Annotated in this window: 24 protein-coding genes and 1 pseudogene; 19 read left to right on the top strand and 6 right to left on the bottom strand. The window is 57.5% G+C overall.

The annotated features are described in order from the left end of the window. The first annotated feature begins 14 nt into the window (after nucleotides 1-14). The 3 genes from AC097W_RS11070 to AC097W_RS11060 all read left to right on the top strand — a co-directional run bounded on the left by AC097W_RS11070 (nucleotide 15) and on the right by AC097W_RS11060 (nucleotide 2,350). On the top strand, nucleotides 15-1,403 hold the full coding sequence (locus AC097W_RS11070; RefSeq protein ID WP_479602616.1) for a multicopper oxidase family protein: 1,389 nt from the start codon (nucleotides 15-17) through the stop codon (nucleotides 1,401-1,403). 69 nt (nucleotides 1,404-1,472) lie between these two features. After that, on the top strand, nucleotides 1,473-1,964 hold the full coding sequence (locus AC097W_RS11065; protein ID WP_479602615.1) for a cupredoxin domain-containing protein: 492 nt from the start codon (nucleotides 1,473-1,475) through the stop codon (nucleotides 1,962-1,964). Nucleotides 1,965-1,990: 26 nt separating this feature from the next. After that, nucleotides 1,991-2,350, top strand: a complete 360-nt coding sequence (locus AC097W_RS11060) for a copper-binding protein (RefSeq protein ID WP_479602614.1) — start codon at nucleotides 1,991-1,993, stop codon at nucleotides 2,348-2,350. Nucleotides 2,351-3,225: 875 nt separating this feature from the next. On the opposite strand, the gene AC097W_RS11055 is transcribed toward AC097W_RS11060, so the two are convergent. Then, nucleotides 3,226-3,702, bottom strand: a complete 477-nt coding sequence (locus AC097W_RS11055) for a hypothetical protein (RefSeq protein WP_479602613.1) — start codon at nucleotides 3,700-3,702, stop codon at nucleotides 3,226-3,228. A gap of 91 nt (nucleotides 3,703-3,793) precedes the next feature. Here AC097W_RS11055 and AC097W_RS11050 point away from each other — a divergent pair, with 91 nt between their 5' ends. From AC097W_RS11050 to AC097W_RS10975, 16 genes and pseudogenes are all read left to right on the top strand, one after another. Beyond that, complete coding sequence (locus AC097W_RS11050) at nucleotides 3,794-4,201, top strand: hypothetical protein (RefSeq protein WP_479602612.1); 408 nt, start codon at nucleotides 3,794-3,796, stop codon at nucleotides 4,199-4,201. Nucleotides 4,202-4,347: 146 nt separating this feature from the next. Beyond that, nucleotides 4,348-4,836 carry a hypothetical protein gene (locus AC097W_RS11045; RefSeq protein WP_479602790.1) on the top strand — a complete coding sequence of 163 codons (489 nt, stop codon included), beginning with the start codon at nucleotides 4,348-4,350 and terminating at the stop codon, nucleotides 4,834-4,836. Nucleotides 4,837-4,905: 69 nt separating this feature from the next. Next, entirely contained in the window at nucleotides 4,906-6,498 is a 1,593-nt protein-coding gene (locus AC097W_RS11040) for a multicopper oxidase family protein (protein WP_479602611.1), read from the top strand. A gap of 42 nt (nucleotides 6,499-6,540) precedes the next feature. Further along, nucleotides 6,541-7,590 carry a YVTN family beta-propeller repeat protein gene (locus AC097W_RS11035; RefSeq protein WP_479602610.1) on the top strand — a complete coding sequence of 350 codons (1,050 nt, stop codon included), beginning with the start codon at nucleotides 6,541-6,543 and terminating at the stop codon, nucleotides 7,588-7,590. Between the two features lie 32 nt (nucleotides 7,591-7,622). Then, nucleotides 7,623-7,919 (top strand): DUF2933 domain-containing protein, encoded by a 297-nt coding sequence (locus AC097W_RS11030; protein ID WP_479602609.1) that lies wholly within the window; start codon nucleotides 7,623-7,625, stop codon nucleotides 7,917-7,919. After that, entirely contained in the window at nucleotides 7,916-8,566 is a 651-nt protein-coding gene (locus tag AC097W_RS11025; RefSeq protein ID WP_479602608.1) for a methyltransferase family protein, read from the top strand. The genes AC097W_RS11030 and AC097W_RS11025 overlap by 4 nt, the downstream gene beginning before the upstream one ends. Nucleotides 8,567-8,598: 32 nt before the next feature. Continuing rightward, nucleotides 8,599-8,925: a heavy-metal-associated domain-containing protein gene (locus AC097W_RS11020; protein ID WP_479602607.1), complete on the top strand. Its 327-nt coding sequence runs from the start codon at nucleotides 8,599-8,601 to the stop codon at nucleotides 8,923-8,925. A 35-nt stretch (nucleotides 8,926-8,960) separates the two neighbouring features. Continuing rightward, the gene (locus tag AC097W_RS11015) at nucleotides 8,961-9,593 is read left to right on the top strand and encodes a LemA family protein (protein ID WP_479602606.1); all 633 of its coding nucleotides are present in this window, start codon (nucleotides 8,961-8,963) and stop codon (nucleotides 9,591-9,593) included. After that, nucleotides 9,590-10,462 (top strand): TPM domain-containing protein, encoded by an 873-nt coding sequence (locus AC097W_RS11010; protein ID WP_479602605.1) that lies wholly within the window; start codon nucleotides 9,590-9,592, stop codon nucleotides 10,460-10,462. The genes AC097W_RS11015 and AC097W_RS11010 overlap by 4 nt, the downstream gene beginning before the upstream one ends. Nucleotides 10,463-10,464: 2 nt before the next feature. Then, nucleotides 10,465-10,965, top strand: a complete 501-nt coding sequence (locus AC097W_RS11005) for a TPM domain-containing protein (protein ID WP_479602604.1) — start codon at nucleotides 10,465-10,467, stop codon at nucleotides 10,963-10,965. A 21-nt stretch (nucleotides 10,966-10,986) separates the two neighbouring features. Next, entirely contained in the window at nucleotides 10,987-13,422 is a 2,436-nt protein-coding gene (locus AC097W_RS11000) for a heavy metal translocating P-type ATPase (RefSeq protein WP_479602603.1), read from the top strand. Continuing rightward, a complete protein-coding gene (locus AC097W_RS10995) occupies nucleotides 13,419-13,907 on the top strand; it encodes an SRPBCC family protein (RefSeq protein WP_479602602.1) in 489 nt (162 codons plus the stop codon). Before AC097W_RS11000 ends, AC097W_RS10995 begins: the two co-directional genes overlap by 4 nt. 15 nt (nucleotides 13,908-13,922) lie before the next feature. Next, the gene (locus tag AC097W_RS10990; RefSeq protein WP_479602601.1) at nucleotides 13,923-14,156 is read left to right on the top strand and encodes a DUF2789 family protein; all 234 of its coding nucleotides are present in this window, start codon (nucleotides 13,923-13,925) and stop codon (nucleotides 14,154-14,156) included. Nucleotides 14,157-14,226: 70 nt separating this feature from the next. Further along, entirely contained in the window at nucleotides 14,227-14,877 is a 651-nt protein-coding gene (locus AC097W_RS10985) for a DUF6629 family protein (protein ID WP_479602600.1), read from the top strand. Further along, the gene (locus AC097W_RS10980) at nucleotides 14,874-16,136 is read left to right on the top strand and encodes an MFS transporter (protein WP_479602599.1); all 1,263 of its coding nucleotides are present in this window, start codon (nucleotides 14,874-14,876) and stop codon (nucleotides 16,134-16,136) included. Before AC097W_RS10985 ends, AC097W_RS10980 begins: the two co-directional genes overlap by 4 nt. A 2-nt stretch (nucleotides 16,137-16,138) precedes the next feature. Further along, nucleotides 16,139-16,400, top strand: a pseudogene (locus AC097W_RS10975) (copper-transporting ATPase); the annotation flags it as partial. 74 nt (nucleotides 16,401-16,474) lie between these two features. Here AC097W_RS10975 and AC097W_RS10970 read toward each other — a convergent pair. The 5 genes from AC097W_RS10970 to AC097W_RS10950 form a co-directional block, all read right to left on the bottom strand. Then, entirely contained in the window at nucleotides 16,475-16,921 is a 447-nt protein-coding gene (locus AC097W_RS10970) for a hypothetical protein (protein ID WP_479602797.1), read from the bottom strand. A gap of 87 nt (nucleotides 16,922-17,008) precedes the next feature. After that, nucleotides 17,009-17,371 carry a site-specific recombinase resolvase gene (locus tag AC097W_RS10965; RefSeq protein WP_479602598.1) on the bottom strand — a complete coding sequence of 121 codons (363 nt, stop codon included), beginning with the start codon at nucleotides 17,369-17,371 and terminating at the stop codon, nucleotides 17,009-17,011. Next, nucleotides 17,368-18,750 (bottom strand): recombinase family protein, encoded by a 1,383-nt coding sequence (locus tag AC097W_RS10960; RefSeq protein WP_479602597.1) that lies wholly within the window; start codon nucleotides 18,748-18,750, stop codon nucleotides 17,368-17,370. The genes AC097W_RS10965 and AC097W_RS10960 overlap by 4 nt, the downstream gene beginning before the upstream one ends. Then, nucleotides 18,747-19,202 carry a DUF2924 domain-containing protein gene (locus tag AC097W_RS10955; protein WP_479602596.1) on the bottom strand — a complete coding sequence of 152 codons (456 nt, stop codon included), beginning with the start codon at nucleotides 19,200-19,202 and terminating at the stop codon, nucleotides 18,747-18,749. The genes AC097W_RS10960 and AC097W_RS10955 overlap by 4 nt, the downstream gene beginning before the upstream one ends. After that, complete coding sequence (locus AC097W_RS10950; RefSeq protein ID WP_479602595.1) at nucleotides 19,202-19,405, bottom strand: hypothetical protein; 204 nt, start codon at nucleotides 19,403-19,405, stop codon at nucleotides 19,202-19,204. The genes AC097W_RS10955 and AC097W_RS10950 overlap by 1 nt, the downstream gene beginning before the upstream one ends. Between the last annotated feature and the right edge of the window lie 136 nt (nucleotides 19,406-19,541).

Here is a 19,541-nt window from a genome sequence, read left to right as displayed (position 1 = left end):
GAAAGAAAAATAGCATGAGTCTCCTCAATTCACGTCGTCAATTTTTTGCAGGTGCTGCCGCGTCGGTGGCCGGACTGGCCGTTGCGCGGTCTGCCATGGCCGCTTTGCCTGAACCTGTTTACCAAACATCAGTAGATACAGCGCCCCCGTTGGTGCCCACCACCGGCAGGCCCTACAACCCGGTGGTGACGCTCAACGGCTGGACCCTGCCCTGGAAGATGAACAACGGCGTCAAGGAATTCCACCTGGTGGCCGAGCCGGTGGTGCGCGAAGTCTCGCCGGGTTTCAAGGTCAACATGTGGGGCTACAACGGCCAAAGCCCGGGTCCAACCATCGAAGTGGTTGAGGGCGACCGCGTGCGCATCTTTGTCACCAACAAGCTGCCCGAGCACACCACCATTCACTGGCACGGCCAGCGCTTGCCTAGTGGCATGGACGGTGTGGGCGGACTTAACCAGCCCGCTATCCCCGTGGGCAAGACCTTCGTGTATGAATTCGAAGCGCGCCGCCCCGGCACCTTCATGTACCACCCACATGCAGACGAGATGGTCCAGATGGCCATGGGGATGATGGGTATGTGGGTGACCCACCCCAAAGCGAAGCATCCGCACATCAGCGAGGTGGACCGCGACTTTTGTTTTCTACTCAACGCCTTCGACGTAGAGCCAGGCAGCAAGACCCCCAAGATCAACACGATGCTGGATTTCAACATCTGGTGCTGGAACAGCCGCGTCTTCCCGGCCATCGACACCCTGAACGTGCGGCTGAACGACCGCGTGCGTATCCGGGTGGGCAACCTCACCATGACCAATCACCCCATTCACCTGCACGGGCATGAATTTTTGGTCACAGGCACCGACGGCGGCCCAACGCCGCCCAGCACGCGTTGGTATGAAGTCACCACTGACGTGGCAGTGGGCCAGATGCGCCAGATCGAGCTGATTGCCGATGAAGAAGGCGATTGGGCTATGCACTGCCACAAGAGCCACCACACCATGAACGCCATGGGCCATAGCGTCCCCACCATGATTGGCGTGGACCACCGGGGGCTGGTCAAGAAGATCCAGAAGGTTGCACCCGACTACATGCTGATGGGCGAACGTGGGATGGCCGACATGGGCGAGATGCAGATGCCCATCCCCGATAACACTGCCCCCATGATGACCGGAACGGGTCAGTTCGGCCCGCTGGAGATGGGTGGCATGTTTACCGTGTTCAAGGTGCGCAAGGATCAGAAGCCGGGCGATTACAAAGATCCGGGGTCATACAAATTTCCCGAAGGTACGGTCGCTCAGGAATGGACCGGCGCTGCCTTGCCAGCGGTCAGGCCCAAGGCAAGTGTTGACACGACCCCGGCGTTGGCCAAAGCCGTCAAGCCGGCTGGCAAAGGTATGGCGCATTGACGCCGGTACGAAACCTGTAGATTTCTCCTCGCCTCCTGTTTTCTCAATCCACCCCCTTCAAAGGTTCACATGAAAATCTCACGCACCCTGCTCTCCAAGCGTTCCGCCGTCGTTCTTGCCGTCGCCCTCGGTGCTGCATTCGCTGCATCGGCAGCGGGCAACCACGCCGGAGGACACCACGAGTCCCCGATCGGCAAGCCCGGCGTTGCAGCCAAAGTCACCCGTACCATTGAAGTCGACATGGCCAGCGGCATGCGCTTCAAACCATCGGACATCCAAGTCAAAAAGGGCGAGACGATCCGCTTCGTGTTGAAGAACACCGATACCGTCAAACACGAGTTCAGCTTGGGCACACAGAAGGAATTGCTGGAACACTACGAGGTGATGAAGAAGTTTCCGAACATGGAGCACGACGAGCCGAACAAGATCTCACTTGCGCCAGGCAAACAAGGTGAGGTCATCTGGCACTTCACTAACGCCGTCGCCGTTGACTTCGCCTGCCTGCATCCCGGTCATTACGACGCCGGCATGAAGGGCCAGGTAAAAGTCGCTGCCAAATAACTCATCAGCTTTTAAAGGAAAAGATCATGAAAACCATTCAGCGTGCTTGGGCCACAACAGCAATCACTTGCTCACTCGCTCTTGCTGGATCGGCCATGGCACAAATGCCCATGGACCAGAGCAAGATGAGCATGACCGCAGTGTCTGCTGCTGCAGCCTCACCGGGCATGACCGACGGTGAAATCCGCAAGATCGACAAAGAAAACGCCAAGATCACTATTAAGCACGGCGAGATCAAGAGCCTGGATATGCCCCCGATGTCCATGGTGTTCAATGTCAAGGAGAAGGCCATGCTAGACAAGGTTCAGGTGGGTCAGAAGATCCAGTTCGTCGTCGTCATGGATGCCGGCAAGATGGTCGTCACCGACATGCAGCCCGGGAAATAATGTTGACCGGCTGATTTACTGGATGGAATGGAGCGCCGGACCGTTTCATTGAAAAGGTCCGGCTTTATTTCGTGGGGGCTGGTCGCAAAGGAGACGGTATGCAGCCATAGGCCGGCAAGTAGTCCGAGGATCGGGCGGTATCTGGTAGCAATTGAGACGGCAGTCAATGGCGATAAGGCGTTGAACCGTTGAGCCCGTGTTTGGTCCGCTCAAAAGTTAGATGGGATACACGCACCTCTTCACACAGCGGCTACTCAACATTACCGCAAAAATGTGTTTAAACGTGCTGGCCTAAAACTCCATGCGGGTATTAAGTATCTTGGGGTTCGAGGTAATGCTGAAGGCAACGAGACTTGCAGGGGCATGCCCCTTTGTTACCGTTTACGGCCTCATACATGGTCACACAACGGCGGCCTGCGCGCTGGGAGATAACCGCGCCAAGCACCGCTTTGGGCTGCCTTCAAACTGCACAGTATCGAGCCATGAACGCCTTATTTGAGACATGGTCAAAGCGTCCAGTGCTGGTCTTCCCCCCCCTTGATTCTGGTTGTTCCTCGCGCACAGGCTGCCAGCCACGGATCGCCTATTGAGGTCTGGAAGGATTCGACATGTGGATGCTGCGAGGACTGAATTGCGCGTTTAGAGAAGTCGGGCTTTGACGTTCCGGTCCCTGAGCCCGAAAATAATGCCGTACGTGCCTTGCAGTAATGGTAATTCCAGCACAACTCGGTTCAAGCCATACCACTTGGTTGAAGTGGCTATGTCATAGAAGGGCAAGTCCAGTGGCAAAGTGAAGTTCGTTGTGATTCGCGAAGACGTCAAATGATCGTGATCGACATTCAGTCAACGCAGTAACTAAATCGGAGGTGCCAGCTCTACAGGTTGGCACCTTCAGATTTCAAATTCAGCTTCAGGTACCAAAAAGCGAAGCCTGGAACGATGAACCATTGCGCAAGCGGTGATAGTCCTATGCTCCAAATCGTAGGCATCAGGCTAGAGTAGGACCAGGCGCGTGTCACAACGGTGTTATTCCATTCACTGAATACCGTATAGGAAACGCCAAAGGTGACCGCGAGAAGTGCCACTGGAAGGAACCGTTCTCGGGGCCATTTTTTGGATCCAACCAATATCAGTGCGGCAGTGAAACTCAATGCAGCAATGAGTACGTCGCCTATCGTGCAGTGCACTACGGCAAATCCAATGGCCGATGGCGTGCCTTCGTTCCACAAGGTATACAAAGGCAACTGAAACACTTCCCAAACCAAGTTCACTAAGGCAGTGATAGCGATGTACTGAAGGACAAACTTTTTTCGCTCAGCGAAGTTGTGCAGTGGCAGCGATGGGTTAAACATAGAGATTCAGAAGTTGATGTGGATCAATGTGCGATTCTTTGCGGCGTATATAGTGAACTTATTGCAATAAGTTTCTTTTGAACTTAACCCCATGAAGTCATTCTTCAACGTCCACCACACACGATACACCGCGATCGCGGTGGTTTTCGTTTGGCTGATGACACTGGGGATTGGCATCGCTAATGCATGCCTTGTTTCGGATGCATTGGGGCACCATACATCTGCGTCGCAGTTCCAATTGTCGCATCATGAAAATGCTAATCAGCAGCCAATTGCATCCGACAAAGCCGTTTGTCTCACAGTCTGTGATGCGCAGCACACGGCCGTTTACAAGACCAAGCCAGTAGACGTTCACTTAGATCTGCAGACCGTTCCTGCTGCACATTGCTCCGCCCTCACTGTAGCGGTGCTCGATCTCAATGATCGTACTGTTCCGTCAGTAGTCCCCGACTGGCGTGAGCCACCTGTGTCGATCCGCTTTCTGCGGCTGACAATTTAAATCTCTTTTTGCAGCGGTTGTTACCCAGCGCACAGACGCTGGATAGCCCGTCTGCTTCCATGCCTCTGGTCCCTTCAACGGGTTGACCGGATGCCACCTAATTCTTGCCAGTTTCTCGTTCCTTGTTTCTTTAAATGGAGTTCCATATGACTAATCTTCGCCATACCGTTCTATCAATTGCCATTGCAGCAGCTTCTCTCGGAGCATTTGCCCAGACCGCTGCAGAACACACCCAGCATCACCCCGCGGAGCCTGCGAAAAAAGCCACCAAAGCAGTTGCACCCAAAGCGCCAACTCAGTCCACAGAGTCAATGGCAGCCATGGACAGCCAGATGAAAACCATGCGTGAGATGCACGAAAAAATGATGGCAGCCAAAACACCTGAGGAACGTAAAGCACTCATGGGCGACCACATGAAGGCCATGCAAGACGGTATGTCCATGATGGGAAAAATGGGTTCCATGGGTGCAATGTCTGGAATGGGCGATATGAAAGGCATGGGCGCTGACGCCAAGAAGGGCGGTATGTCGATGGACATGATGGCCCATCACGACATGATGGAAAAGCGCATGGAAATGATGACGTCAATGATGCAAATGATGATGGATCGCCTGCCCGCTCCGGCCGCCCAATAGATTGCTTTGGCACCCATCAGATGGGTGCCGCAATCCCGCTGAATTTCGTGCATTGAAAGAAAGATTCTTATGTTGAGAAGACGAGCGCTATTCCATTTTTTGGGTGCCACAGCCCTGATGGCTACCAGTGTAGGCCACGCCAAGACGGTAGCAGTCAAGCCATTTCGCCACTACCCGTTTGACCCGGTGGCTGCAGAAAACTTTTTGCAGAAGCTGTTTATTCCAGTCGGCAGCGGTCCATTCGGTGTGCTGGATGTTACCGGGCCACTGACCATGCGGGCGACTGCGGCCAGTTTTCCCCTCCTGCCAGGCAATCCGTCGCCATTTCTCCTGTACCAAACAGAGCAGTCCGGCAAGGCGTACCAGAACCCTATCCTGCGCCTGGAAAGTGGTGCAAATCTCAAAGTCACACTGCGCAATGCACTGGAAGAGCCGACCATCATTCACTGGCATGGTTTGCACACACCGGCCAAGATGGATGGACACCCTGCCAGCACAATAGCCCCTGGCCAGTCTTTTGAGTACGACTTCAAAGTGCGCAATCGCGGAGGCACCTACTGGTATCACACCCATGCGCACAACCTCACCGCCAAACAGGCCTATAACGGCTTGGCCAGTTTCTTTCTGGTGGAGGATGAAGACCAGCGCCGATTGGCCCAAGCGGTCGATCTCAAGCTGGGCGAAACCGATTTGCCGCTGGTCATTCAGGACAAGCAGTTCGATGCCCAAGGCAAGTTGCACTACCAACCCAACGGGCAGGAGGCCATGATGGGTTGGCTGGGCGACATCATCATCGCCAACCTGACGCCCAATGCCTACCAGACCGTCGCACCGCGCAGCTACCGCTTGCGCATTCTCAATGGCTCCAACGCCCGCATCTACCGGCTGGCATTTCTGAAAGGTAAAGAGCGGCTGAACTACACAGTCATCGGAACCGATGGTGGGCTGATAGAACGTCCGCAAACCACAACGGAAGCATTTGTTGCGCCTGGTGAGCGTCTGGACATTCTGTTTGATGCCGGTCAGGCTAAGGCGGGTGAGGCGGTGTTCCTCAAGAGCCTGCCGTTTGACCCCATGGAGAACGAAGGCGAAGCTGGAAGCATGCCCGGCATGGGCGAGAGTACGTCACGTCTGGGTATGGGGGCGGAGTTCAATATCCTGAAGCTGGTGGTGGCTGAAGGCGAGCGCGTGGCAACGACATTGCCAACCACGCTGTCGCAAATTACCCCCATTCCATTGGTTGGTGCAGGCAAGCGCAATATCAAGTTGTCACTCAAGGGAATGAACTTCTTGATCAATGGTCGCACGTTCAAGATGGACGAAATCGTCTTTGACGTGAAACGTGGATCACGAGAGGTATGGAGCATTAGCAACCCCAAACTGGGTATGCCCCATCCAATTCATTTGCATGGCTTTTCCTTTCAGGTGCTTGAGCGCCTGCACAGCCCCAAGCAGATATCAGCCATAGCCAAATTCGGCAAAGGCCGCACCGTGAGCGATCTGGGCTGGAAGGACACCGTGCTGGTGTGGCCTGGCGAAACGGTGCGGATTGCGATTGACTTCGCTCATGACTTTCCCGGCAGTCAAACTTACCTGTTCCATTGCCACAACCTTGAACACGAGGACGCCGGCATGATGATCAATTACCGGGTCGTTGGATAGCTGGCTCTTTGAACACAACGCGAACACAAAAGGGAGAAAGATATGGACCTAAAAATGCACAAATGGCTGTGGTTAGCGGCGCAAGTTTTTTTGCTTGCTGGGGGCGCGACCTCTTTTGCCGCCGACCGCAAAATCTATGTCGCCAATGAAGATGCCGGCACACTGAGCGTCATTGACGGGGCGTCGCTCACAACGGTGCGCAGCATCGCGGTGGGCAAGGGCGCGCACAATGTCCAAAGTGCGCCCGATGGCAAACGCGTCTGGGTGACCAACAATGGCTTGCCCCCACGCGCTGCGGGCAGTGCGTCGCACAAAGGCATGACCGAGGCAGAGCACGGCGACATGTCTACCACAGGAGAGGTCTGGGCCATTGACACGGCCACGGACGAGGTCGTTGCCAAAGTATCGGTTGGCAAACATCCGGCCCATGTGGTGCTGACAAATGACGGCAGCTACGCCTGGGTGACCAACGGTGGCGACAACACCGTGAGCGTAGTGGACACCGCCACACTGAAGGTGGTAGACACCCTACCGACTGGCGCGTTCCCCCACGGCATCCGCGTGAGCCCGGATGGCAAGCAGGCGTACGTTGCGAACATGAAGGGTGGAACGGTCTCGGTGATCGATATGGAAAGCCGAAAAGAACTCACCCAGATTGCCGTAGGCAAAGGTCCGGCCCAAGTCGGGTTCACACCCGACGGTCGATTCGCCTTTGTGTCGCTCTCGCAAGAAAACCGGGTCGCGGTAATAGACCCGGTAGGCCGCAAGGTACTTCAGACCATTGTTGTCGGGGCCACGCCCATCCAGCTCTTTGTCACACCGGACAGCCGCTTCTTGATCGTGGCCAATCAGGGCACCCGCAAAGCCCCGGGAAAGACCGTCAGTGTGATTGACCTCAACAATGTTGAGCGGATCAAAACTATCGGCACGGGCAGTGGCGCACACGGCGTGGCCATCGGCGCGGATGGGCGTTACGCCTATGTCAGCAATGTGTATGCCAACACGGTCACGGTCATCGACATCCCAGCGGGCAAAGCCTTGAAAACACTCGCCGTAGGCCGCAGCCCCAACGGTATTACGGTTGCACCATAACCATAGCCATAACCAACGACAAGGAGAATCCTATGAACCACGACCATCATTCGCATGATGCTCAGCCTCCGAGTTTTTGGCGATCGCGATACGCCATCGGCCTGGCCGTACTCGGTGCGATAGCCGCCTACTTTCTGCTCACAGAGCACCTGGCGCATGTCGTGGGGGCGCTGCCGCTGTTGATCCTCTTGGCTTGCCCACTGATGCATGTGTTCATGCACCACGGGCACGGCGGCCACGGCGGCCATGGGCAGCATCACGACGGCGACGCCTCCTCGGAGGCTGCCTCCGGGAAGTCGACCCCATCCCAAACGGGAGACCGATCATGAGCCATGACCAACCGGCCTACGGGCTTTGGACGCTGGTTATTTTCAATTCCGCGATCTTCATCATGTTTGCCTACAGCTTCTTCAAGCCCGCCACCGCGCGGGACTGGCGCAGCTTCAGCGCGTTCTCTGCGTTCATTGTGGCGCTGTTTGTGGAGATGTATGGCTTTCCGCTCACCATCTATCTGCTGTCTGGTTGGCTGCAAACACAATTCCCAGGGCTGGACATTTTGTCCCACAACTCGGGGCATTTGTGGTCCACGGTGCTGGGTGAAAAGGGGGATCCGCACTTCGGCGTCCTGCATATTGCAAGCTATGTCTTTTTGGGTTTCGGGTTTTACCTGCTGTCAAACGCCTGGAACGTGCTTTACCACGCGCAACGTCGGCATACCTTGGCCACGGCCGGTCCCTACGCGCGCATTCGTCACCCGCAGTACGTGGCCTTTGTCCTGATTTTGTTGGGCTTTTTATTGCAGTGGCCCACCTTGTTAACCCTGCTCATGTTCCCCATTTTGCTGGTGATGTATGGGCGTTTGGCGGTGACCGAAGAGGCTGAAATGCGGACGCAGTTTGGCGCGGAATTTGACCGGTATGCGATGCGAACACCACGCTTCTTTCCGCGCCTTGCCAAAGGGCCTGCAGCGCAATGATCCGGATTGATTGAAACCTAAAGGAGTATTCCATGACAACAGTAGAACTTTCAGTTCAAGGCATGACCTGTGGCTCTTGCGTGAAGCACGTCACCAAGGCCTTGCAATCGGTTGCCGGCGTAAACCGGGTCGAGGTGGACTTGGCCAACGGGCGCGCGACGGTCGAGGGCGATCTGCCGTCGGGGGCGGCACCCCTGATCGCTGCATTGGCCAGCGAAGACTATCCGGCCCAGCTGGCATCCAGCGCGGAGCCCACGCCAGCGCCCAAAGCCTCTGGCTGCCACAACAGCCAAGGCAGCCAAAGTGGCGAAGGTGGCAAAGCAGCCCAAGGCAATAAGGGCGGCTGTTGCTGCAAATAGCCCGCTTTATTCTCATTGACATCAGAGGCACCCCTATGCGGAAAATTCTTTCTATTTTTTTGGCTGCAGCAACCCTGACCCTGGCGGGCTGTGGTTACAACACCTTCCAAAGCACGGACGAGCAAATCAAGGCCAGTTGGGCGGAGGTGCTAAACCAATACCAGCGCCGGGCCGACCTGATTCCCAACTTGATTAGCACCGTCAAAGGCGAGACCAAGTTTGAGCAGGACACCTTGACCAAGGTGGTCGAGGCGCGCTCCAAAGCAACGGCCATTCAGGCTACGCCCGAGCTGGTCAATGACCCTGCGGCATTTCTGAAATTTCAACAGGCACAAGGTCAGCTGACCGGCGCTTTGTCGCGCCTGCTGGTGGTGTCCGAGAACTACCCCAACCTCAAAGCCAACCAAGCATTTCGCGATTTGCAAGCCCAACTGGAGGGCACAGAAAACCGCATCACCTTGGCGCGCAACCGCTATATCAAATCGGTGCAAGACTACAACGTGACCGTACGCTCGTTTCCATCGAACCTGACGGCAATGGTGTTGGGCTACAAAGAAAAAGCCAACTTCACCGTGGAGAACGAGAGGGAAATTGCCCGTCCACCCACCGTCAGTTTTGACAGCCCAGCCGCCGCAGCGCAGGGTGCCGTATCGGGAGCAGTCAAGTGAGTCTTCAGGGGCTGGCACGCCGACTCGGCACAGCCCTTGCGCTGTCACTGGCGCTGCTGGTTCCATGCGCCACCACGGCGCAGGTCGCAGTGCCTGCGCTTGTGGGGCACGTGACGGACCAGACCAAAACCCTGGCACCGGAGCAAATTGCCGCGCTGGAGCAAACCTTGTCGGCCTTCGAGGCGCGTAAGGGCAGCCAACTGGCGGTGCTGATTGTTCCCAGCACCGCGCCTGAAGAGATCGAGCAGTTTGCGTTGCGCGTGGCCGAGCAATGGAAGCTGGGGCGCAAAAAAGTGGACGATGGTGCGATTCTGGTAGTGGCCAAGAACGACCGTGCGCTGCGCATTGAGGTGGGCTACGGCTTGGAAGGTGCGCTGTCTGACATCACCAGCAAACGCATCATCAGCGAGACCATCACGCCGCGGTTCAAGCAAGGCGACTTCTTTGGCGGTATTCAGTCTGGCGTTGCGCAGATCATCAAGGTGGTAGAGGGTGAGCCACTGCCCGCCCCCAGCAGCAGGCCCACAGGAAGTTATGACGATGTGCGTCAAATGCTGCCTGTGCTTTTTATCGTGGCATTGGCCGTCGGCGGCATATTGCGCAGCGCCTTGGGCAAAGTCCCTGGCGCACTGGTCACGGGCGCTGTGGTGTCTGTCCTGGCCTGGTTTGTGATCGGCACGCTGTTCCTCTCCGTCGTGGCGGGGCTGGGCGCACTGGTATTTACCTTGGTGGGCAGCACACGCATGCTGTATGGCATGGCTGCGATGGGCGGCGGTCGGGGCGGTGGTGGCGGATTTAGGGGCGGTGGTGGCGGATTTAGGGGCGGTGGCGGCGGGTTTGGCGGCGGTGGTGCATCGGGGAGGTGGTAGCTGTGAACGTCTTACGCATCCTCAAACATTTGTTTTTCTTGGATTGGCAGGTACAGCAGGCGTTTTCGAAGGGCAGTCTGGATGCCATCGCGCAAGCGATCCACGCCAGCGAGCAGACGCATGGCGGGGAAATCCGCTTTGTGGTCGAAGCCAGTCTGGAAGGCGCACCGCTCTGGACGGGGCAAACCACCCGCGAGCGGGCCATTGACGTGTTCTCTCAGTTGCGGATATGGGACACCGAGGGTAACAACGGTGTGTTGATTTACCTGCTGCTGGCGGACCGATCCGTTGAAATTGTTGCTGACAGAGGCATTCACGCGCGCACCGATGGCAAGCATTGGGCCACCATTTGCAGTGCTATGGAGCTTGCTTTCTCGAAGTCCGAATTTTTGCCGGGCACCTTGACGGGCATTGCCTCCATTGCCCAAGTGATTGGCCAACACTTTCCCGCGCAAGACAAACGCACCAACGAGTTGCCTGACACCCCCGTCGTCTTGACATGAACTCCATCGAAATACCTTGCCATGAACACCAATCCACACTCAGACCACGCCCCTGAACATTCCCATCACCATGGCGACGCCCATCCTGCAGCACCTCCCTCAGGCAGCAAGGCCGGTGCGAGTGCTGAGTTGAAAGACCCGGTCTGCGGCATGACCGTCACGGCCCAGTCACTACACCAGTCCGAGCACATGGGGCGCAGCTTCCTTTTTTGCAGTACCAAATGCAAAGCAAAGTTTGATGCCAGCCCCATGCAATACATGACGGTGTTACCCGGTGCAGTGCCCGCAGGCCCCAATGCGGTGCAACCAGCGGTGCCTGTGCCGTCGCCTGAAACACCACCCGCGCCAGCCGCAGTCGGCACCGTCTACACCTGCCCCATGCACCCCGAGGTGCGCCAGGACCACCCTGGCAACTGCCCTAAGTGCGGCATGACGCTCGAACCCGTCATGCCCTCCCTGGAGGATGACGACAACCCCGAGCTGCGCGACTTCCAGCACCGCTTTTGGTGGACCCTGCCTTTGACCGTCATCGTTTTTGCGCTGGCGATGTTCGGCGAGCGGCTGCAACTGATGGACATGCGAACGCAGAGCTGGGTGGAGTTGGCCCTGGGCTCACCCATCGTGCTGTGGGCTGGATGGCCGTTTTTCACCCGCGGTTGGCAATCTGTGGTCAATCGCAGCCCCAATATGTGGACGCTGATTGGCCTGGGTACTGGCGCGGCCTATGTTTACAGCGTAGCGGCCACCATCGCGCCGCAGGCGTTTCCAGACTCATTCATTTCCATGGGTCGGGTGGCGGTGTATTTTGAGGCAGCGGCGGTCATTATTTCCCTGACGCTGCTGGGTCAGGTGATGGAACTCAAAGCCCGCTCGCAAACGTCTGCGGCCATCAAGTCTTTGCTGGGTCTAGCTCCCAAAACCGCGCGCCGCATTCGCCCGGATGGCACGGAAGAAGATGTGGCCCTCACGCATGTCCACATCGGCGACCTCTTGCGTATTCGTCCTGGTGAAAAGGTGCCAGTGGACGGCGTGGTGACCGAGGGCGGCAGCGCGGTGGACGAGTCCATGCTGACCGGCGAGCCGTTGCCGGTCAGCAAAAGGGTGGGTGACAAAGTCATCGGCGCCACACTCAATACCAGTGGTGCACTGATCATGCGCTCCGAACGTGTTGGCTCCAGCACCGTGCTCTCGCAAATCGTGCAAATGGTGGCCCAGGCCCAACGCTCCCGGGCGCCCATGCAGCGCATGGCGGATGTGGTGGCGGGCTACTTTGTGGTCTCGGTGGTGGCCATTGCGCTGCTTACCTTCTTCGTCTGGGGCTTCTTTGGTCCTGCGCCCAGCTGGGTGTATGGCCTCATCAATGCGGTGGCGGTGCTCATCATCGCCTGCCCTTGTGCGCTGGGCTTGGCCACACCGATGTCCATCATGGTGGCCACCGGCCGGGGGGCGACCCAGGGGGTGTTGTTCCGCGATGCCGCCGCGATTGAGAACTTCCGCAAGATCGACACCCTCATCATTGACAAAACCGGCACGCTCACCGAAGGTAAACCATCGTTTGACCGCGCAGTACCCGCACAAGGGTTTGAAGCGGGCGAAGTGCTGCGCCTGGCTGCCAGCCTGGACCAAGGCAGCGAACACCCCTTGGCAGAAACCATCGTGCGTGCGGCACGCGCGCAAGGCATGACGCTGGACAAGCCCGAAAACTTTGAGTCGGGCTCCGGTATTGGCGTTCGCGGCAAAGTAGGCGGGCGACAGTTGGCTTTGGGTAACACCACGCTCATGGATCAAATCGGTGTGTCAGTGGCATCCATGGTGACGCAGGCCGAGGCTTTACGCGTCGAAGGCGCCAGTGTGATGCACCTGGCGGTGGACGGTAAATTGGCGGGGCTACTGGCCGTGTCCGACCCCATCAAGGCCAGTACGCCCGAGGCGCTGGCAACCTTGAAAACCGCAGGCCTGCGGATCATCATGGCCACGGGTGACGGCCTGACCACGGCCAAAGCGGTGGGTGCCAAACTGGGCATAGACGAGGTGTATGGTGAAGTCAAACCGCAAGACAAACTCGCTTTGGTCGAGCGCCTGCAGAAAGAGGGGCGTGTGGTGGCGATGGCGGGTGACGGCATCAACGACGCACCAGCTTTGGCCAAAGCCGATGTGGGTGTGGCCATGGGTACGGGGACCGATGTGGCCATGAACAGTGCGCAGGTCACATTGGTCAAAGGCGACTTGCGGGGCATCGCCATTGCACGCGCCCTCTCCGAGAACACCGTGGCCAATATGAAGCAAAATTTGGTGTTTGCCTTTCTGTACAACGCGTTGGGAATTCCTGTGGCCGCAGGGGTGTTGTTCCCCTGGACGGGCTGGTTGCTGTCACCGTTGATTGCCGCCCTGGCCATGAGTTTCAGCTCTGCGTCGGTGATTGGCAACGCCTTGCGACTGCGCGGACGTCGGGAATGAGTGCACAGATCCCATTTCACCGTGAAACCACCGTGCGCGTGGCGGCGCGGCCCCATGTGGTGTTCGCGTTGCTGGACGACCATCAACGGCTAGCGGCGCACATGCAGAAACCCTCGCTGATGATGGCGGGGGCCACCATGGCGATTAAGACGGACAGCCAAAAGGGCCAAGCTCTGGGTTCGTTGATCACCGTGACAGGACAAGTGCTCGGCATGGCCTTGTCGGTTTCGGAAAAAGTGACCGAATATGCGCCGCCTCTGCGCAAGACGTGGGAGACAATTGGTGATCCGCACCTCTTGGTCATTGGGGCCTATCGGATGGGCTTTGTGCTCGCTGCGGAGGCTGAGGCTTCGCAATTGCGCGTGTGGATTGACTACCATTGGCCTGCGGGGCGACGGGCACGTTTGCTCGGGAAGCTGTTGGGCCAAACCTATGCCGACTGGTGCGTGCAACGCATGGCTACCGATGCAGCACAAGCATTTTGAAAGAGGAAAAATGGTATGGAAACCAATCAACATGATCTGAGTAATCTGTTTCGCCAACTGGGCTACTCTGGTGAGGCTGAAGACATCGAAATCTTTATTGCCACACACCGACTGGAAGCTAGCACGGCCTTGCCTGATGCGGCGTTTTGGAGCCCCGTTCAGGCCCATTTTTTGGGGCGTGCGCTTGCCGATGACTCGGACTGGTGCGAGGCGGTCGATGCGCTCTCGGTGCGGCTCACTGGGTCATGAAACCGGTTTCAAACCCTTGGTTTGGATGCATTAAAACGGGTTCTGTCGCAATTACAGCGAATTGAATTGAATGTGCTTCTCTGCGACTGCAAGTTTTTCAGCGGGGATTGTTCTACTGAGCGTCGGCGTTCTGGCGGTCAAGTCTGCGCGTGGCCCGCGTGAGCTGCCACTCGCTGCGATTCCACTGTTTTTTGCTGTCCAGCAACTCATCGAAGGGGTTGTCTGGCTGACGTTCCGTTTTGAGGCACCACTGCTCAACGCCGCGATGACGCATGCCTACTCGTTTTTCTCCCACGTCCTTTGGCCGGTGTATATCCCCGTGGCTGTGCTACTGATTGAACCGCCGGGCTGGCGTCGCACCACTTTATGGGGAATCAGTGCAGCGGGCGCGGCCCTGGCGGCGTACTTCATGTACATGCTGGTGGCGTTCCCAGTGGTCTCGCGTGCCACAGGCCAGCATATCGAGTATGTCTCTCCCCATTTCTTTGCAGCCGCGGTAATGAGCATGTACCTGCTGTCAACAGCCATTAGCCCGATGGTCTCCACGCACCGTTGGGTGAAGGTGTTTGGCGTGCTCGCGCTGGTGTCATTTGCGGCGGCTTATTACTTTTACGCACAGTGGTTCATCTCCGTGTGGTGCCTCTTTGCCGCGATCCTGAGCCTTGTCTTATGTGCGCAGTTGACCTCGGGAATGCGGCGAACCAAAGCGGGCGCAGCATGACCGCACAATTAGCGGCGATGCCCGTGGGCCATAAGAGCCTGCGGCGTTCAGAGGTCGCTTGGCTCGCCATGGCGGTCTTCGTTGTATCCGCTGGTTACGGCGCGCTTCTGCCGGTGCTGCCGGGTTGGCTGGTGCTGATGCTGCCCGCAGCAACGCCCGTGGAAATCACCCGCCACATTGGTTTCGCGAGTGGCGTGTACGCCATGGGCGTGTTAGTCGGTGCCCCTTTGTGGGGCATCATTTCGGACCGCGTCGGGCGAAACCTGGTCCTGATCACGGGCTTTGCAGGCTATGTGGTCAGCCTGACCGCGCTCCTCGTCCCAGGGTTGGTCAACATAGAGAGCCTCTACATTCTGCGGGGCAGCGCGGGGTTTTTCGTAGCCGCCATCGTCCCGCTCGTCTCTGTGATCGTGGCGGAACGTACCACCGAGACGCAGCGCGCGCGCCGCTTCGCGTGGCTCGGATCCATGTCCCTGCTCGGGTTTCTGGTGGGCCCCGCCGCAATTGCCGCTGCGGGCTGGATCGCAGCATTGGTCGGCGCGCGCGCGCTGGCACCCGCATCATTGGCACATATCGTGGTCCTGCTGACCGCTGCATTCGCAGGTGTCACGATGATCGGGCTGCTGCGCGTTCTTCGGACACTACCTGTGGCTGCGCCGATGCCAGGGAGCCCCGACGCGGGCCCGCGCTACCAAAGCGGTCTGGCACTCTGGGGGCTAGTCGCAGTGGTGATGTTTGTACTGGCTGCCTTTGAGTTGGGCATCCTTCTGGAAAGCCTGCGCAACCCCCAAGTGTCTTCCAGGGACGTGTCGTTGATGTTCGCCGAATGCAGTCTGGTCATGCTGGGAGTGAACGCGCTGCTGTTCTTCACGCCGATACTGAACTCGAAGTCGGCCTACCGGCTCTTGGGCATGGGCCTGCTTCTCGCCATGGCAGGCCTGGCTGTGCTCTCTAACCAAGCAGCGCACGGCTGGATGTACCTCGGGGTGAGCCTGACCGCCGCCGGAACGGGGTTGGTTTTGCCCGTCGTAGCGTACCTTGCTGCTGGCGTTGCACGTTCCGACCTGGCCGTGACGATGGGAGGCCTGGCCGCTGGGACCAGCCTTGGTCAAACTCTTGGTTCGGTTGCTGGTGGGTGGCTGTTCGGTGTTTCCCCGCAGCATGGCTTCGGTTGGCTTGCCATTCCCCTCGCTCTGTTGTTCGTGCTAATCATCTTTAGACGCAGTTTGCGCAAATGCATGAAAACATTCAACCTCTAACGCAGGTCACATTGGTCAAAGGCGACTTGCGAGGTATTGCCATTGCACGCGCGCCCCCCACCGAGAACACCGTGCCTAATATAAAGCAAAACTTGATGTTTACCTTTCTGCTTTCTGTACAACGCCCTGGGCATCACCGTAGCTGCCGGTGTTCTGCTCCCATAGAGCTGCTGGCTGCTATCGCAATTGATCGCAGCCTTAGCAATGAGCTTCAGTTCCGCTTCGGTGATTGGTAATGCACTGCGCTTGCGGCAGCGACGGATATGTCCACTCAGTTTCGCTGCTATCAGGGAGCCACGGTTCACGTGGCTGCGGAGACCTTGGTCAAAACGCGAAGTTCAAGCTGTCCGAAGTGACTTCACGTTTGCGGTCATTAAAGCTTTATTTAACCGCGATGGAAATTGACTGTCTTGCTGGCACCAGTCATTCGGCAAGGACTGCCGCAATATCCAATCCAAAGTTGCCTCTTGGGTAGCTTGGGATGCTATGGATTCAATGTGACTTGGACTGAGTAATGTTAGGCGCATCAGACGGCGAACTTGCGTTATGTTGACTTCTTCATGAGCAGCTATTTCAGCAGCGCTTTGAACCTTATGAGTGTCGATCAGCAATTGCCAATAGTGCGCCAGTCCGATCGCACGCAGCAGGGCTGAATCCTTGACCGGAGGCAGCGTAGGGGCCCGCTCTGTGGATTGCCCCGATTGAAATGCAGGCGCATCTGTGGGTAGTATTACCTGACGTTTGATGCCCCGCCTGACAAACTTCCAGGGCACGAATGTCTCCATCTTGACTCCGCCAGCGGGGCACGGTGTTTGGTACGTCGTAGCAGCGCCGGTCATCGCGCCTCTTCCTCTCTTTGACATGCTGTTCTCCTACTTAAGTGCTGCCAGGATCGCGCGCTGCGCAGACCAATCTACTGGCAGGCGATTGCGCTGAAACCACATCAGAGTCAGGCGCCTGGGCTGACGCCCCACGAGGAACTGGTCAATGATGTCGGGGGCCAGTAAAGTCATGCGCAACAACTCATTGACAACGGAGAAGTGAAGGCCCTCCCGCCGGGCGATATCGGATCCACTTGCTACAACTCCGGTGTCTATCAGGTGTCTCCAGTAAAACGCCCGCGCAAGTCCTTCCAAAAGCTTGGTATCAAATGCCGGCGCCTCTGTGCGTGTTAGCAACTCTTCACCACGCTGTACAAACTCCATGGGAATGAAAGTATCTGCCCCGTTGATCATGAAACGGCTTCCATTTCCAGCAATTCAGCGCCGATGCTGTTGGGGGCAAACTCGCCAAAGACGTCACGCCACCCCAGCGCATTCCATTTGACCCGCAGGCCTCCGGCCACCAAATCTACCCGCTCGATCATCAAATTGACAATGCGGTGGCGCTCTGCGTCGTACAGATGCTCCCACATGCCACCGAGATTGCGCATGGCCATGACGGCTGCGGCTTCATCCACCTGGGCACCGTTTTTCTGGATCAGCGTGCACACACTGGCAATCGCCTCCGGGCTGGTCAGCACCGTCTTGATCTGTGCCACCGTGGCCGCATCGATTTCGTCTGCCGGGATGCGTTCGTGGGTTTTACCTTTTGCTCCAAAACGCATCTCGGACTTGGTGACGTAGTAGCGGTAGACTCGGTCATCTTTCTTGGTGTAGGTGGCGTACATACGCACGCCATTTGGGTCATGCAGCAATCCGCGCAAAAGGGCGTCACATCGGGTTCGGGTCTTGGTGTCGATCGCGCGAGCATGCGGGCTCTTGGCAAACACTGCGTGCACCTGGTCCCAGAGTCCCTGGTCGATGATGTGCGGGTGCGCACCGGGGTACCAATTGCCCTTGAGAGAGATTTCACCAAGGTAGATGCGGTTGCGCAGCAGCTTGTGCAGGTACTTCTTGTCGATGGGGCCGCCTTGACGGTCTTGGCCATCCTGGGTAGTCCAGGATTTGGTGGTGATGCCCTCACGCGCCAGGGCGCGGCCAATCTCCGTGGGCGATCCCACGGTCAGCATGTCACCAAAGATTCTCCGCACAGTGGCTGCTTCGGCTTCGTTGATGACCAGCAGCCGGTTTTTGACGTCATATCCCAGTGGCGGCACACCGCCCATCCACATTCCTTTGCGTTTGCTGGCCGCGATCTTGTCGCGGATCCGCTCCCCTGTGACCTCTCGTTCGAACTGCGCAAAGGACAACAGCACGTTGAGCATCAGCCGGCCCATGGATGTGGTGGTGTTGAACTGCTGGGTGACCGATACAAACGACACCTTGCAACGCTCAAATACCTCCACCATTTTGGAGAAGTCTGCTAGGCTGCGGGTGAGCCGGTCGATCTTGTACACCACCACGATATCGATCAAGCCGCGCTCAATATCGACCATTAGGCGCTTGAGCCCGGGTCGTTCGGTATTTCCGCCGGAAAAACCCGGGTCATCGTAGTCATCGGCTACCGGGATCCAGCCTTCGGCACGCTGGCTGGCAACGTAGGCCTGGCCCGATTCCTTCTGGGCATCAATCGAGTTGAAGTCTTGCTGCAGTCGCTCATCGGACGACACGCGGCAGTACACGGCGCAGCGTTTGCGCGCCTTGGTCGCTGCAATAGGCAGGGTGGCGTTCATGCGGATTCCTTCTGGGTAGAGCGCAACCCAAAGAACACGGGTCCTGACCACGGAGTGCCAGCGATGTGGCGTGCCACTGACGACAGGCTTTTGAAGTTCTGGCCTGCGTACTCAAAGCTGCCATTAACGGTCACCGTCACTTTGTGGTCGCGCTCGCCCCATTCCCGCACAAGGACGGTACCCGGTGCGAGGTGAATGTCGGCAAGCTTTTGCCGGCCTTTAATCTTGGAGTGGCGCATGCCGATGTTGATCAGCTTGCGTTGTGTATCCTGAGACAAGCCACCAAATGCTTCTTCCTGGATCTTGTACGCAATGCGGGACTCCATGAAGCGGCGATTGGGGTTCTCCGGGCGGCGCGGGAAATACTTGTCCCACAGGGCCCAGAGATCTGCAATTGGAATTGAGGGCAGAGCGACCACTTGGGCCGATATGGTTTGCTGGGTGGCGTTCATCACAATGACTCCGGTTGATAGGGGTTTGTATGAACGCTCTGCCCGGGCAAAAAGCCAAGAGTTTTGTCTCGCTGTGCGCTCAACGTGTGCTCAATTTGCGACAGATGGGTGCGAACAACAGCGGCTGCCAAGATGGCGGTGATTTCAGCGACCCTTGCGGCAGGTGACATCTGCTGGGGTAGAAGAAGGGCGAGGGTTTTCATGGGGAGTATTGGGAAATTGAAACTGTCTCAAATCATCTTGGCAAAGCTCCGAAGCGGATAGCAAAGCAGGGCAATGCGTAGCAGTTGGGAAAGCCACTTCTGGCATTGGGCAGTTTTTGGGCACCGGCCCAGTTCA

This window comes from Rhodoferax sp. GT1R46 (assembly GCF_056521285.1).
Note: the sequence above shows the minus strand (reverse complement) of the source record. Positions and strands in the feature narration are given on the sequence as shown.

What these genes read in the sequence shown, in the direction of transcription:
- AC097W_RS11070 (WP_479602616.1), top strand. Translation starts at nt 15, where the DNA reads ATGAGTCTCCTCAATTCACGTCGTCAATTTTTTGCAGGTGCTGCCGCG.
- AC097W_RS11065 (WP_479602615.1), top strand. Translation starts at nt 1,473, where the DNA reads ATGAAAATCTCACGCACCCTGCTCTCCAAGCGTTCCGCCGTCGTTCTT.
- AC097W_RS11060 (WP_479602614.1), top strand. Translation starts at nt 1,991, where the DNA reads ATGAAAACCATTCAGCGTGCTTGGGCCACAACAGCAATCACTTGCTCA.
- AC097W_RS11055 (WP_479602613.1), bottom strand. Translation starts at nt 3,702, where the DNA reads ATGTTTAACCCATCGCTGCCACTGCACAACTTCGCTGAGCGAAAAAAG.
- AC097W_RS11050 (WP_479602612.1), top strand. Translation starts at nt 3,794, where the DNA reads ATGAAGTCATTCTTCAACGTCCACCACACACGATACACCGCGATCGCG.
- AC097W_RS11045 (WP_479602790.1), top strand. Translation starts at nt 4,348, where the DNA reads ATGACTAATCTTCGCCATACCGTTCTATCAATTGCCATTGCAGCAGCT.
- AC097W_RS11040 (WP_479602611.1), top strand. Translation starts at nt 4,906, where the DNA reads ATGTTGAGAAGACGAGCGCTATTCCATTTTTTGGGTGCCACAGCCCTG.
- AC097W_RS11035 (WP_479602610.1), top strand. Translation starts at nt 6,541, where the DNA reads ATGGACCTAAAAATGCACAAATGGCTGTGGTTAGCGGCGCAAGTTTTT.
- AC097W_RS11030 (WP_479602609.1), top strand. Translation starts at nt 7,623, where the DNA reads ATGAACCACGACCATCATTCGCATGATGCTCAGCCTCCGAGTTTTTGG.
- AC097W_RS11025 (WP_479602608.1), top strand. Translation starts at nt 7,916, where the DNA reads ATGAGCCATGACCAACCGGCCTACGGGCTTTGGACGCTGGTTATTTTC.
- AC097W_RS11020 (WP_479602607.1), top strand. Translation starts at nt 8,599, where the DNA reads ATGACAACAGTAGAACTTTCAGTTCAAGGCATGACCTGTGGCTCTTGC.
- AC097W_RS11015 (WP_479602606.1), top strand. Translation starts at nt 8,961, where the DNA reads ATGCGGAAAATTCTTTCTATTTTTTTGGCTGCAGCAACCCTGACCCTG.
- AC097W_RS11000 (WP_479602603.1), top strand. Translation starts at nt 10,987, where the DNA reads ATGAACACCAATCCACACTCAGACCACGCCCCTGAACATTCCCATCAC.
- AC097W_RS10995 (WP_479602602.1), top strand. Translation starts at nt 13,419, where the DNA reads ATGAGTGCACAGATCCCATTTCACCGTGAAACCACCGTGCGCGTGGCG.
- AC097W_RS10990 (WP_479602601.1), top strand. Translation starts at nt 13,923, where the DNA reads ATGGAAACCAATCAACATGATCTGAGTAATCTGTTTCGCCAACTGGGC.
- AC097W_RS10985 (WP_479602600.1), top strand. Translation starts at nt 14,227, where the DNA reads ATGTGCTTCTCTGCGACTGCAAGTTTTTCAGCGGGGATTGTTCTACTG.
- AC097W_RS10980 (WP_479602599.1), top strand. Translation starts at nt 14,874, where the DNA reads ATGACCGCACAATTAGCGGCGATGCCCGTGGGCCATAAGAGCCTGCGG.
- AC097W_RS10970 (WP_479602797.1), bottom strand. Translation starts at nt 16,921, where the DNA reads ATGGAGACATTCGTGCCCTGGAAGTTTGTCAGGCGGGGCATCAAACGT.
- AC097W_RS10965 (WP_479602598.1), bottom strand. Translation starts at nt 17,371, where the DNA reads ATGATCAACGGGGCAGATACTTTCATTCCCATGGAGTTTGTACAGCGT.
- AC097W_RS10960 (WP_479602597.1), bottom strand. Translation starts at nt 18,750, where the DNA reads ATGAACGCCACCCTGCCTATTGCAGCGACCAAGGCGCGCAAACGCTGC.
- AC097W_RS10955 (WP_479602596.1), bottom strand. Translation starts at nt 19,202, where the DNA reads ATGAACGCCACCCAGCAAACCATATCGGCCCAAGTGGTCGCTCTGCCC.
- AC097W_RS10950 (WP_479602595.1), bottom strand. Translation starts at nt 19,405, where the DNA reads ATGAAAACCCTCGCCCTTCTTCTACCCCAGCAGATGTCACCTGCCGCA.